This window comes from Gaoshiqia sediminis, assembly GCF_025907915.1.
In the GTDB taxonomy this organism is placed as follows: Bacteria; Bacteroidota; Bacteroidia; order Bacteroidales; family Prolixibacteraceae; genus Gaoshiqia; species Gaoshiqia sediminis.
In genome coordinates, this window is the sequence record NZ_JAPAAF010000003.1 from 239778 (window position 1) to 253494 (window position 13717).

Here is a 13717-nt window from a genome sequence, read left to right on the forward strand (position 1 = left end):
TTGATTCAGTCACCCTGAACTTGTTTCAGGGACTCATTCATCATGAGATGCCGAAACAAGTTCGGCATGACTGTCTCTAAAATATTGTTGACATGACACTTGGCATAGTCGGCAACGATGAATTTCCAATAATGAAAGAGGCTATTTGGTAATGCCTTCCCACGTATCGGTGCGGAAAGGAATAGCCGGGAGCCCTTCCCGGTTATACAGGTTCAGGTCGTCCGGGTTATCGGCCCAGCCAAATCGAACAGCGACCGGCTTTTCCACTTCATCCGAATAGACAACCACCGACTTGCTGTCCCTGATTTCACCCTTTGCCCAGTAAAACTTCTTGTCGGCCCCGGCAATGGCAAACGCTTTCAGGTAGCCATATTTATCTTTTGCCAGCAAGCCGCTGCCGGTTTCCTTAAAATGAATGATTACCTGATTTCCGTTCACTTCCATCGATTCGTAAACAGGGCCCGAGTGAACCACTTCTTTTCCGTAGGCCACCTTTAGGGCATTCAGCGCCAGGCGTTTGCCCACATCTTGTTTGTTACGGGGATGAATGTCGTTGGCCTCGCCGATATCGATGGCCAGCGCCTGACCGGTGTTCGGCAATTCGAGGGCCATGGTTTGGGCTTCGCGCAATTCTGCCCAGCTACTTTCCACGGGCTGAACAGCCGGCTGCATAAAGTTGGCCAGTTGCACCCAGAAGAACGGGAAATCGCCCAATCCCCACTGCTGCCGCCAGTCCTTGATCAAGGTTTGAAATACGCGCCGGTATTGCACGGCACGGTCAGCATTCGACTCGCCCTGGTACCAAATGGCACCTTTAATTCCGTAAGGAATCAGCGGTTCCAACATACCATTGTACAGCAAGGTGGGATAACTGTTGGGACCCAACTCCATAGAGCCAACCGCCACTTCTGTCATCTTAAACTTCCAGTTACCGGCCAGCTCAATTTTTTCCGCGCCCACTTTCAGGAAAAGTTCAGCAGGTTCCCCGTAGATGCCGCCACCGCCTCCGGTATCCACCACGCGCACGGCCAACACGTTTTCACCTTCTTTTAAAGTTCCCGGTTCCAGCAGATAAATACGGTCCAGGTCGTAGCGATTGGTTTGGCCTGCTAACCGGTCATTCACCCAGGTCATGTCGGTATCATCCACCTTCCCAAGATGCAGTTCAGCTGCTTGTTCAGCCTGTGCTTTGGTGAGGTTGATCTTGGTGCGGTACCAAGCCACGCCGTCCACATCCGGATATCCGGCCGCTTCCCAAAGTTGGGGAACCGGCAACGAAGTCCAGTTCTGATCAGCCAGATCAGCCGCTGCAAATACGGCTTTCCCGTCCTGCAAGCCCGTATCCTTCGATGGCAGTTCACCGCCAAACAAAGCGGCCATTTTCTCTACGCGCTGCTGGCGATACTTACTCAGATCCAGCTGTTTCAGCTCAGACAAGGCAGCGGCAAAGTCAGGATCTTTTTCGATGTTTTGCGGGCTGATCCAGGTTTCAGCCACCGTACCGCCCCACGAAGTATGGATCATCCCGATAGGGACATCCAGCTCTTTCTGCAAGTTGCGGGCAAAGAAGTAGCCCACTGCCGAAAAATGGCCTACCGTTTCGGGCGAGCAAACTTCCCACTCGCCGCCATCCACATCTTCAACCGGATGTTGGGCCACCTTTTGGGGCACCGTGAACATGCGCAGATTGGGATAATTGGCCGCGGCCATTTCCCGGGCACTGTTGTTCGAATTGGCCACCACCCATTCCATGTTCGATTGGCCGGAACACACCCACACTTCGCCAATCAGAATATTGTCGAGTTTCAGCTGATTTTTGCCTTCAACCAGTAACGTATAGGGTCCGCCGTATTCCATTGCAGGAAGTTTAACCTGCCATTTGCCGTCCTTTCCGGCCTTTGTAGTGATGGTCTTCCCGGCAAACAACACGGTAATCTTCTCTCCTTTGTCGGCCCATCCCCAAACCGGGTTGTTTAGCCCGTGCTGAAGCACCATGTTGGAACTAAAGATGCGCGCGAGCTTAACATCGGCCCTGGCGCTTCCCATGATAAAAAAAGCCAGTAAAAATGCAGCAGTCAGTTTTTTCATACGTTGGTTTTTATGGTTTTGAAATTGATTAAGACGGGTTCAAATGATATTTGGCCCATTCAATTATTGGAACCGCAAGTTACGGTTTGCCAGGAAAAAATGAAAGTCCAAACTGCGTGTATTTATTTCCGTGAGGCAGAACAGGAATATCAAAAAGTCCAGGGACTCAGCAGGGAAATCGCTTTTAAGAATTTAAGAGCTATTCTTTCTCATTAAGCATGGTAAACTGCGCTTTCAGGGTCGTTACCATCCACCCGGCCACGGCATACCGTGGCCCTACGTGCCGGAAAAAACCAGAAACACCGCAAACGGGAAAGCCAGGTATTCCAGGATCACGATATGTCGTGACCAAACATGCCATTTATGGCACCCTGAAAAGGCAGGCTATGGAACTTGCTAAAAGCGATTTCCCTGCAAAATGTCCGGAGCCCTTCTTTTCAGTTTCCAATAAATTGCTAATTTTAATTCGATTAATGAATAACAACTAAACTAATCAATTATGACCAATCGTCGCGATTTCCTGAGAACTGCCGCGGTACTTGCTGCAGGTTCGGCGTTCGCCCCGTCACTGATTTCATGCGGGGAAAATAAAAAAATTATCGGCCTTCAATTGTACACGGTGCGTGATAAAATTACTGCCGGCCTGAACCCGACACTGGAGAAGCTGGCCCAAATCGGGTACAATTCGCTGGAAGCTGCGGGGTACAACATGAACGATGGCACCTTTTACGGCATGGCCCCCGACGCCTTTGCCAACCTGACCAAAAGCCTGGGCATGACCTTACACAGTACGCACACCGTTTACGAACTGGATGCCGCGGAAAAAGTGAGCGAAGATGCAGCCAAAGCAGGCGTGGAATATTTGATTTATCCGTACCTGCCCGACAACCTGCGGCAGCATTTGGACGACTATAAAGCGACGGCCGAGAAGTTCAACAAGATGGGCGAAATTGCTCAAAAATACGGTTTGAAATTCGGCTACCACAACCACGCTTTTGAATTTGACAAAATGGACAGCCAAATACCGTTTGACCTGCTTATTGAACAAACCGACCCCGCATTGGTGACTTTCGAGGTTGACCTGTACTGGGTAACCCGCGGAGGCTACGACCCCGTGGAATACATCCGCAAATACCCGGGACGCTTTGAGTTGTGGCACGTAAAAGACATGGTGAAATCGGAAGACCAGTTTTTTGCGCCGGTTGGGCAAGGACGGATTGACTTTGAGCGTATATTCGCCGAGAAAGAAACAGCAGGCATGAAATATTTCTTTGTAGAACAAGACCGGTTCCGCGATCTGGATCCGTTCGAAAGCGTGGAACTCAGCTTCAATTACCTGAATCAGGCAAAATTTGTTTAGCTTTGGGTGTTGATCAATTCGGGAAATGACAGAGGGGCAATTATGCCTTGAAACACAACCCGGCCCGATCAATCGAAAATAATTATTTACTTACCCCCCGCCAAAATCATTCTTCGCACCTTACGGCGGGGGATTTTTTTACCATATTCCAAAAAAATTCCCGGCAGTATGCGCCGGGAAACCTCAATACAATTGACGATCAGACTCTCCAAATAAAACGGCATGGATGAAAACCGCCCTCCCGCCTTTACTGGCCGTCGCCGGTAAACATCACTTTAATGGTTTTCAGGATGATGATAAAGTCCAGTTTAAGCGACCATTGGTCGATGTATTGAGTATCCAAACGCACCCAATCCTCGAAACCAATCCGGTTGCGGCCCGAAACCTGCCAGATGCAGGTGATGCCCGGTTTCATACTCAGGCGGCGTGTTTGCCAGCGTTGGTAATGGCTCACCTCCGAAGGGATGGGCGGACGCGGGCCCACCACCGACATGTCGCCCTGAAGAACGTTGATGAACTGCGGAAACTCGTCGAGTGAGGTCTTGCGCAGGAAATGGCCGATCTTCGTGATCCGCGGGTCCGACTTAATTTTAAACACCGGACCGCTTTGCTCGTTTTGTCCGAGCAATCCGGCTTTCAGCTCCTCGGCGTTGGTCACCATCGTCCTAAATTTCAAACACTTGAAGCGGCGACCATTTAGCCCCACACGTTCCTGATGGAAAAATACCGGGCCGCCATCGTCCAATTTTATCAGAAAGGCGATAATGAGCAACAGCGGGAAAAATATGAACAGCACCAGGGATGAAAAACCGATGTCGAACATACGTTTTATTTTCAGGGCCAGGTAATCTTCGGGCGTATTCCTGAAAATAAGAAAAGGAATATTGTTGAAGTAGGTAAAGGTGGATTTCATTTTCTTCGACTGTACCAGGCCCGGTTTCAGCCGGAACACCACGCCCACTTCGGCACATAGCTCAACCAACTCGTTAATCTTGTTGTAGTCCAATTGGCTTTTGCAATAAATAACCTCGTCGATAATACTGTTATTCAATACACGTCCCACATCCAAATCGTCGGGCAACATGATAATTTCGTCACCAAAAGCCGCGCGGACCTCCTCGTTTGAGCTGACAATACCACGAACCCGGTACCCCCAGTCCTTCGTTTCTATCAGATCATGAATAAACTCAATCGAGGTATCATCGGCAATAACCAGCAGTTGACGGGTGTTAAAGCCCTGCCTTCGGAGAAACTTCATCGCCCGGAACGAAAGGATCTTCACCGAGAATAAAATGATCAGGTCGATTACAGCGAACAAAGCGATGACAGGAGCGGTCACCCGGTCGGCTTCCAACAGGAACGAGATAAGGGACAGCATGACGGCGCCCAGACCAATATATTTCAAATACCTGAAAAACAGGTCGGAATACTTATGGTCGCGGCTTAACCAGTTTAACCCGCCATATTCAATCAGCATCCACCAAATGAAGACAATGAGTATCAGGAAAAAAAGTACTTCTTTGGATTTTAACAAATGTTCGAGCTTGGGATAATGATAAATGCCGCAAGCCATCGCATACGCACCGATCGTTAAGGCGGTTTGTACAATCTGGCTGATACGGGCAATTACATGTTCACGTTCTTTCAGCATGTCCTGTCATTTTATAGGTTACGAATCGAATCACCGTCAATCAATTAAGCTTTGATTTACTGCATTTTACCAATCATTGTGATTGAATTTCCTACCCTTTCCTGCCTCGATTTCCCGGCATCAGTCCTGTTTAGCGTCCATCTTTATGCAGTTTCATGATCAAAATTAGGCAATACCCCGCCGGAAGTCAATGGGTGAATTCCCCCACCCGGTTTTCACCCTATTTCGGTGAAATTTAAATTGGACGGCGATATTAGGATTACAATGATCCGAAATATTGGGCACTAAGGCCTATAACCAAATCTGTTGCTGCGTTATCAATAAAATTGCAGCTGTATCGGCTACCGGGGATGCTAAACAGACGGTTATGGAAAACCACTCTGTCAATTCTGAGATAAATAGGTTAAACAGCCTGTTGTTTATTATACTTTATTGAAGTAAATTTAGATATGATGGGCATTTGTAACACTTGCATATCAGCGTTCAAGTCAATTTTAATGAATGAAAGGTACTGGCCAGGATGTTCATACAGCTGGTACTGCAGGTCCCCGAGGGTAAATCCCTTGATTCTCCCGTTACAACTGGATGAAGGATTTTGTCTTCAATTTCAGGATTCTTTCAACAAATTCAAACATTTGACAATTTTCTAAAAGCAAATGAAGAAATTATCTCTCCCATTGGTAATAATCGTTGTAGGGATTATTGCCGCAGGCATTCCCTTTCTTTTTTCCGGATCGAATAAGGCCAGCCTCGACATCAGCATAAACAGCATACCGCTAATTATGCCTGCTGCACATAAGGTTTATGCAAACCCGGATGCTCTTAACGGGCAATACCACCTTTTCAAAGCGAAGATTACCAACACAGGTAAAAAAACCCTCGAAAATGTAGTGGTTAAATATCAGGTTCCGGGTCATATTGAATGGACGGAGATATCTACTACCGGAATTATGATTCCGGGACAAACCATCGTGGCAGTATGTTATCCGGTTTTTAATCCATCGGTTACCTCTAAAACCACGGAATCGGTTGAACGTGCCAATGTGACGGTTGAATGGGAAGGTGCTGATCACAGGGATATCATTGAGGAATCTTTTACTTTCAAAATGCTCAGCCGGAATGATTTTGCATACACATGTATTCCTTCGGATGAAATTTTAGGCTGGGGCGATGTTTACGATAACGACCCTCTTCTTCCCTGCTTTGTTACGCCTAACGATCCCATTGTTAAATATTATACTCAAATCGTTCAAGAAAAAGTACTGAAAGGGGAAGCAGCCAGTGTAACAAGGTCGCCCGAGCAAGGTGTACAATTTATGCTGGGGCTTTACGAAGCGACCCGGATGTCGCATATGGTATATAGCGGAACAAAAGGTATTCCGCAGAACTTGCAGGATGTACAGACATTGATACAGCATGTTCGGTTGCCACGGGAAGTAATTACCGGCAATACCGGACTTTGCATTGAGCTCAGCGTATTGTATGCAAGCGTGCTGTCCAATGCCGGCCTCGATCCGATTATTTACCTTATTCCTGGCCATGCCTATCCGGGTTTCAAAATCGACGGGCAATATTACGCCATTGAAGCCACCGGAATCGGGGGTGAAGGATTAGGGAAGATTTCGAGCGCCCAAGAAGCTTATAAATTGGGGATGGAACAACTTGATGAATTTATTAAAGCAACTCAGGCCGGAGATCCGCGTTACAGCATTATTGATGTGCATCAGCTTAACGCCAGTGGTGTTATCAGTATGAATCTCGATGACAATGATTACCTGAGAAAAAAGGTGGATGAGATCGCAGAAAATTTCACCCCGAAACATCAGCAAGTCATTCAATATGTGCAACAGCCGGTATCCAATCAGTTGGCTGATGCAAGCCGTTTTCCCGGGCCGCTTTCATTTTTGATCCCAACAGGATGGGTAACATACCACAACCCGGCTCCTGGCTTTCCGCTACTAATAGCACAGATTACCTCACCCGACATGGTGGCTTCAGTATCGGTCTATAATATCCCGGCAAGTTCAGCCGAAGAAGCCATGCACCAGCTCAAACAATATTTTTCACAAATGGGCCTCGCGTTGCAATATTCCATCAGCGGCAGTAACGTGCAGGGAACTTCTGCAAATTATACGACCACTTTCCGGTGGATTGGGAAAATTGCCCCCATGAGCGGCGGTTACCGACTGGTTGCTGTCGGCTCCGACAATCAACTATACAGCCAGTATACAGGTGTGATAAATTCAGTGTACAACAGCATCAGATAACCGTTATGAAAAGAATTATCTTATTTTTTACAGTGTCTCTTCTAAGCTGTGCAATTCAGGCACAGGCACCTTTAAAACAGAAACTCGAAATGAGTATAGACGAGGTTGGAAACGGCGCAATAAAAGTTTCCATGAGTATGAATGCCAACCAGTGGCAAGTCTGGCTTCAATCGCTGGGTAATAATCCGGCATTGCTCAAACGCACTATGGAAAAGGAACTTCCTGCCTATTTCCTGGATAATTTCAAGCTCGAAAAGAATGATATGGACCGGTCGTTTGAGTTCAGTTTTAAAGCTTATGGAATATGCCAGGTTAACAAACGGGGAAAATGGATCGTAAATACCGACCAGAAAAACCCTGATATAACAAAGCTGACCGACAATAAATACATGATGGTTTGGATGGAACCCCGGAACAACATACAACAAACACAGATTATTGATTTTCCGCCAACTGCCCGAAATATTGAAATTAACAAGGATGCATTCGGAAAAACACAGTTCGAATTTGATATAAATACACCCAAAGGCAGCTTTCATGCACTTTTCTGGCCCGGGTTGATTCTGTCAATAACCGGTATTGTCTGGTTGTTCATCCTGCTATTTATATTCAAATAATAATTTTTGATTGGATTTTGGATCTGCAATAAAAATCCGGGAAATCAATTAGCATATATTCAAGGGGGTGAAATCCCCCCCACCCGGTTTTCACCCCTTAAACGCCTTCTTTGGGGACAAAAAAAAGAGATGAACCCAGGTCAAAACCTGTATTCATCTCTTTTTTCATAACATATGCTGAGGGGCTACTGCCCGCTCAGGGAATGTTTCGGCCTAATTTTTCATTAGCGCCTCGTCTTCAAAGTAAACACCGTTGCTGTGGTAAGCTTTCCGGTAATAACCTCCGTAGCGGTAGGCATAATTGCCGTATTTTTTCGGGTCCACATCGTTCACCACGATACCGGCCTTTTTCATCTGTTTCTTCTCAACCAGCTGATTCATCAACTCAATCATCTGGCGATGGCTGTAGCGCTGACGGACCACAAACAAGTTGATGTCGGTGTGCCGGCTAACCACAGAACCGTCTGTTACCAGGGTCATGGGGGAGTTATCGATGATCACCAGGTCGTAGCGTTTTTTCAGTTCGGCCATCAGCTTGCCAAATTCTTTGGAGCTAAGCAGCTCGGCCGGGTTGGGTGGAATGGTACCTGCCGCAATGAAGTCCAGGTTAGGCACTTCGGTACGCTGAATGATCTGGTCGAGGGTATGGTTGCCGATCAGGTAAGTGCTCAGCCCCTCGTTGGATGGAATGCCGAAATAGCGGTGCAGGGTAGGCTTCCGCATATCGGCGCCAATCAGGACAGCCTTTTTGTTGTTCATGGCAATCATGGAGGCCAGGTTGGCCGAGATAAAGGTTTTTCCTTCGCCCGGTACCATGGAATGCACCCCAATGACACAGCTTTCGCAGTCGTAGCTCATATATTCGAGGTTGGTGCGCAACTCGCGGATCGATTCGGCCAGTACCGAACGCGGATGTTTCACCACGGGAATTTCATCATCGAAAACGTTGTGCATCACATCGGCCAAAATCGGCAGTGAGCTTAACTTTTCCAGCTCGTCGCGCCCCTTGATGGTTTCGTCGAAGTAATCGCGGCCCACGATGATGATGAAAGGCAAGGCAAGTCCCAGGATCAAACCGATCATCATATTCAGCGCCGAGCGGGGGCCTTTGCGCACGATGGTGGCCTTGCGCGCCGGATCGAGCACATCCACATCGGCTATGTTCGAGGCTTTGGTAATTTGCGCTTCAGCACGCTTTTGGAGCAGGAACGTGTATAGTTCATTGTTCAGGTCGAACATCCGCTTGATATTAATCAGGTCCTGCTCGGTTTTGGGATAATCGCCCAATTGCTCGTTGGTAACAGCAATCTCCTGCTTCACTGCCTCCAGTTCTTTTTTAGCATTAAAAACCAGGTTGTTCAGGTTTTCATTCAGGCTACGGCGGGTAAACTCCAGTTCGCGGTCAACAAGCTGGTAGCCCGGGTTTTTTTCCTGCAAGCTGTACGAGAGGGCCTCCTTTTTACTGTATAGCTCGCTCAACCTCACCACCAGGCTGTTTAGCCCGGCATCGGTAATGCCCACCACCGACGGGTAAACCATGTGCTTCATCCGTTCGGCATTGTCCATATAGTTTTTCAGGTTCTCGTAGTATTCCAGCTGCATCTCGGCCAGTGACCGCTTGGAGTCGAGTTCCACCAGTTTTTCCACCACCAGCGACGCTTTCTGGCTCAGGTCGAATACTTTGTTGTCGGCCCGGTAGTTGGTCAGGTGGTCGCTGGTTGTTTTCAGCGTATCCACAATGGCCAGCATCTGCTGGTCGATAAAGCGGATCGTATTCTCGGAGATCAGGTTTTTCTCTTTCAAGCCATAGCGGATATACACGTCGGCCAACTCATTCAGGTAGGTGATTTCCCGCTGCGGGTTGTCACCGGTCACATCCAGGCTGATCAGGTCGGCATTTTTGTTCACCCCGGCAATGTTGACCCGTTTCATGTAGTTCAGGGTCAGATCGTCGTAATCGTTGAACACGAAGTAAAAGTCGCCGTCGTCCGCCTCGCCGTATCTGTTCAGAACGAAATTGAAGTATTCGTTTTCGAACTTTTCGCCAAACATCCCTTCCTCATCGAAGCTCACTTCAAACGTCTGCCCGTCGATAGTCACTTTCTGGTCGGCCTCCACCCGGTACCGGGAAGAATCGATCATCGACACATGCAGGGCCACTTTTTTCATATTCAGCGCCTCCGGTTCAATGATCACCTCGAAAGGCTCACGGCCGAACAGGTCGTAATCGCCAAAAGGCATATCGCGGTACCACGACACCCGCCAGCCCAGGTTTTCGATCACCTCGTGGTTCAGGGAGAAGGACGACAGAATGCCAATATGATTTTCCAGCTTCACGTCCGATTTTAACGAGAAATTGTCGAACAGCTTGTCCAGGTTCATCCCGTCCGACTTCTTTTCCTTCACCAGCAGGCGGCTGTTCACGGCATAGCTGGGCGGTGCGTAACGGTTATACACGTACGCTGCCCCCACGCCAATCACGGCGGCCACGACAAACCATTTCCAGTAATGCAACAGTTTGTACAAAAACTCTTTCGGGTTGAAACTTTCACCCTCGTTTTGTACCAGCAGTTTCAGTAATTCTTCGTTTTGGTCCATGTTATCGAATGCTCAAAAAAATTTCGTTAGTGGTTTTTATTCTCCCAAAAATTTCAGGATCACAATAAAGGTGGAAACGGTTGACAACATCAGCGCGTAGAGCGAAGCGTTCAACCGGGTATTCTTGTATTTATCGGGAGTCACGTAAATCACATCATTGGGCTGAAGGTAGTACGCCTCCGAGCTGAGCAGGGCCTTATCGGTGAGGTCCACCTCAATGGAGTAGGAACCACCTTCCTGCTCACGAAGCACCATAGCCTTACGCAGGCGCGAATAGTCGGTGGTGCCGCTGGCCTGGCTGATGGCTTCGAGGATGGTGCAGGTGTTGTTGTAGTTGTAATATACGCCGGGCCGGGCCACCTCGCCCATCACGGTAAACTTAAAGCTGAGGAGCTTAACCGTTACCGTAGCTTCCTTAAAATACTCGCTCACCCGCTCCACGATCCCCTCTTTGGCCTGGGCCACTGTCTTTCCAAGCACAGGCACTTTGCCAATGATGGGCAGCTCTACGTTCCCATCGGGATCAATCTGGTAGCCATTCAGGTACTGGGCACTCAGGGTACCGTATTGCTGGGCTGTACCGGCCGAATAACCGGTCCCCGACGAGGGGTTGAATAACAAATTCACCTCGGGGTTCAGCGAGGTTACCTGGATGTAGAGGTTGTCGCTGGTACGCAGCTGGTATTCATGCACCGAAAAAGGAATTCCCTGCTGAAGCTCGCGTTGCGGCAGATTCTGCAAATACATCAATTCCTTGTTCGACTTACAAGCGTTTAACAGAAACAAAACGACCACCGTGAAGAAGGCGCTACGGGTAATTTTTTTAAGCATATCTCGTTGATTAGCAAGTAATATAAGCTGTTGTTTATCTGGTTTTTTCGTTAAAGGCCGTAAAGATAGTGACTTACACGGGACTGACCACCCCAAAGGGGTTATTTTAAGGTAAATTCAGCAAGATTTAAAGTTTGAGGCAAGATGGAGGAATGACGAATGAGGCGATTTTACACGGTCAATTTCTGTTATCGATTCGTTTTACCCCTAAATCCCCTGAAGGGGACTTTGCCGCTTCGAGCATAGGCGCTTCCCAAAGCGCAATTTTTTCTACTCCTGCAAAGGAGTAGTACCCAAGCGAAGCGCAGGGGGAAGTGGTTTTTCCCTGCTGGTGCGAATTTGCAATTCGTGCCCTTGATGAACAATCAGATAGGGCCTTGCTGGCACAGCACTGGTTACAAACCGGCGCTAGCCGGGGGATACGAGAACGCGGATGGTTGATGACTTTCCCCATCCCTCAACGATTCATTTTTTCCCTGATTTTCACTTCCAGCTCATCCAAGGAAACTACATCAATTCCCTCTTTCATTGGCCAACCTTTGGCTACGGGTGAGGCTATAAAAATATGATCGGGTGCAATGTCTTCAAACGAATTATAATTTCCTTTTGAAAGCGATGGCGACAAGGTGGATTTACATTCAATGGCAAAGACCGCATTTCGGATGTTCATCACAAAATCCACTTCGGCGCCGTTAGTTGTACGATAGAAAAAGAACGAGGCCTCCGGAAATATCCCTTTCAGATTGATTAAAACAATTTGTTCCCAGATTGCCCCAAACGAAGGATGGCCCGATAGTGATTCAAAACTGCGCAATCCCAGCAAAGCAGCGGTAATCCCCGAATCTGCCAGGTAAACTTTCGGCGCTTTCACCAGGCGTTTCCCTAAATTGGAGCGATAAGCCGGAACCACCTCCACCATAAAAGTACTTTCCAGTAAATCGATGTAATTCTTAACCGTTACATTGGATACGCCAAGCGACCTGGCTAAGGCCGTGTAATCTACCGTTTGTCCGTTTACATGGGCCAGCATCTGCCAAAGACGTCGCATCGTGACGGGCGTAAATCCTTTCCACTGCAATAAATCCCGCTCCAGGAAAGTGGCTATGAAATCCTCCCGCCATTCAAAGGATACCTCATCATCTTCGGCCAACAAGCTCCGGGGAAATGCCCCGCGGGAAAAATAGCTCTCAAGCGTATAGTCACCTCCTAATTCCTTCCACAAAAAAGGTGTAAGCCGCTTATAGCTTATCCGGCCAGCCAGAGACTCCGAACTTTGTTTCAATAAATCCCTGGAGGCCGATCCTAACATCAGGAATAAACTATTTCTGCCCCATTCATCAACCAGACTTCTGAGCAGGGGAAATAATTCCGGCATCCGCTGCACTTCGTCAATACAAATCAGCTTTCCCTTTTGCGATGAAAGAAACCACTCTGCATCACTCAATTTCTGCAAATCCGAAGGCCGCTCCAGATCCAGATAGATACTTTCCGGATAATCCTCCAGCATCTTCTTCACCAAGGTGGACTTTCCGGATTGCCTCGGGCCAATTAAGGCTACAACCGGGTTATTCTTCAATGCCTTTCGGACATTCTCTTTTATTTCTCTGGGAATATACATCATCAAAAACACCATTTACCATGCAAATTTAAAAATTGATTTTAGATTTACATGGTAAATCCAACTGTATTTTCTTGCTTTTTTCACCCCTAAATCCCCTGAAGGGGACTTTGTCGCTTCGAGCACAGGTGACCTGATAGTTGCGCCGGTTCCCCAGCTTGGGGGTCAAGGGGTAAATTGCCGCTATTTCCTTTTTACCCAAACACCCGAAAACGATTTGGCCCGGCCCGATTTTCAAGATTCCCCTATTCAGTGCTTGCTTTGCTTTTAACCCCTAAATCCCCTGAAGGGGACTTTCCGCTTCGAGCATAGGTGACCTGATAGTTGCGCCGGTTCCCCAGCTTGGGGGTCAGGGGGCGAATTGCCGCTATTCCCTTTTTCCCAAACACCCGAAAACGATTTGGCCCGGCCCGATTTTCAAGATTCCCTATTCAGTGCTTGCTTTGCTTTTAACCCCTAAATCCCCTGAAGGGGACTTTGCCGCTTCGAGCATAGACGCTTCCCGAAACGCAATTTTTTCTACTCCTGCAAAGGAGTAGTACCCAAGCGAAGCGCAGGGGGAAGTGGTTTTTCCCTGCTGGTGCGAATTTGCAATCATTAGTGTTCGAAACATGATTTTGTCAACACGTGGTTGTTTGTAAAATACTAATATTCAGCATTAATCCAGTGTAGCCATGGCTTATATTT

9 protein-coding genes are annotated in these 13717 nt (G+C 47.9%); 3 read left to right on the forward strand and 6 right to left on the reverse strand.

Translation table 11 applies throughout. The features are described 5' to 3' along the window. Positions 1-141 precede the first annotated feature (141 nt). On the reverse strand, positions 142-2088 hold the full coding sequence (locus N2K84_RS04020; RefSeq protein ID WP_282590492.1) for a sialate O-acetylesterase: 1947 nt from the start codon (positions 2086-2088) through the stop codon (positions 142-144). A gap of 499 nt (positions 2089-2587) precedes the next feature. Here N2K84_RS04020 and N2K84_RS04025 point away from each other — a divergent pair, with 499 nt between their 5' ends. After that, positions 2588-3448: a TIM barrel protein gene (locus N2K84_RS04025; protein WP_282590493.1), complete on the forward strand. Its 861-nt coding sequence runs from the start codon at positions 2588-2590 to the stop codon at positions 3446-3448. Positions 3449-3695: 247 nt separating this feature from the next. On the opposite strand, the gene N2K84_RS04030 is transcribed toward N2K84_RS04025, so the two are convergent. Next, the gene (locus N2K84_RS04030; protein WP_282590494.1) at positions 3696-5099 is read right to left on the reverse strand and encodes a sugar transferase; all 1404 of its coding nucleotides are present in this window, start codon (positions 5097-5099) and stop codon (positions 3696-3698) included. A 656-nt stretch (positions 5100-5755) separates the two neighbouring features. On the opposite strand from N2K84_RS04030, the gene N2K84_RS04035 reads away from it, so the two are divergent. Both N2K84_RS04035 and N2K84_RS04040 read left to right on the forward strand, forming a co-directional pair. Beyond that, the gene (locus tag N2K84_RS04035) at positions 5756-7366 is read left to right on the forward strand and encodes a hypothetical protein (RefSeq protein WP_282590495.1); all 1611 of its coding nucleotides are present in this window, start codon (positions 5756-5758) and stop codon (positions 7364-7366) included. A gap of 89 nt (positions 7367-7455) precedes the next feature. Continuing rightward, entirely contained in the window at positions 7456-7983 is a 528-nt protein-coding gene (locus N2K84_RS04040; RefSeq protein WP_282590496.1) for a hypothetical protein, read from the forward strand. Between the two features lie 213 nt (positions 7984-8196). Here N2K84_RS04040 and N2K84_RS04045 read toward each other — a convergent pair whose 3' ends face one another. The 4 genes from N2K84_RS04045 to N2K84_RS04060 all read right to left on the reverse strand — a co-directional run bounded on the left by N2K84_RS04045 (position 8197) and on the right by N2K84_RS04060 (position 13643). Further along, complete coding sequence (locus N2K84_RS04045) at positions 8197-10581, reverse strand: GumC family protein (RefSeq protein ID WP_282590497.1); 2385 nt, start codon at positions 10579-10581, stop codon at positions 8197-8199. A gap of 36 nt (positions 10582-10617) precedes the next feature. Then, the gene (locus tag N2K84_RS04050; RefSeq protein WP_282590498.1) at positions 10618-11412 is read right to left on the reverse strand and encodes a polysaccharide biosynthesis/export family protein; all 795 of its coding nucleotides are present in this window, start codon (positions 11410-11412) and stop codon (positions 10618-10620) included. 457 nt (positions 11413-11869) lie between these two features. Beyond that, positions 11870-13033, reverse strand: a complete 1164-nt coding sequence (locus tag N2K84_RS04055) for an ATP-binding protein (protein WP_282590499.1) — start codon at positions 13031-13033, stop codon at positions 11870-11872. A gap of 424 nt (positions 13034-13457) precedes the next feature. Beyond that, positions 13458-13643 (reverse strand): hypothetical protein, encoded by a 186-nt coding sequence (locus N2K84_RS04060; RefSeq protein ID WP_282590500.1) that lies wholly within the window; start codon positions 13641-13643, stop codon positions 13458-13460. Positions 13644-13717: the final 74 nt, after the last annotated feature.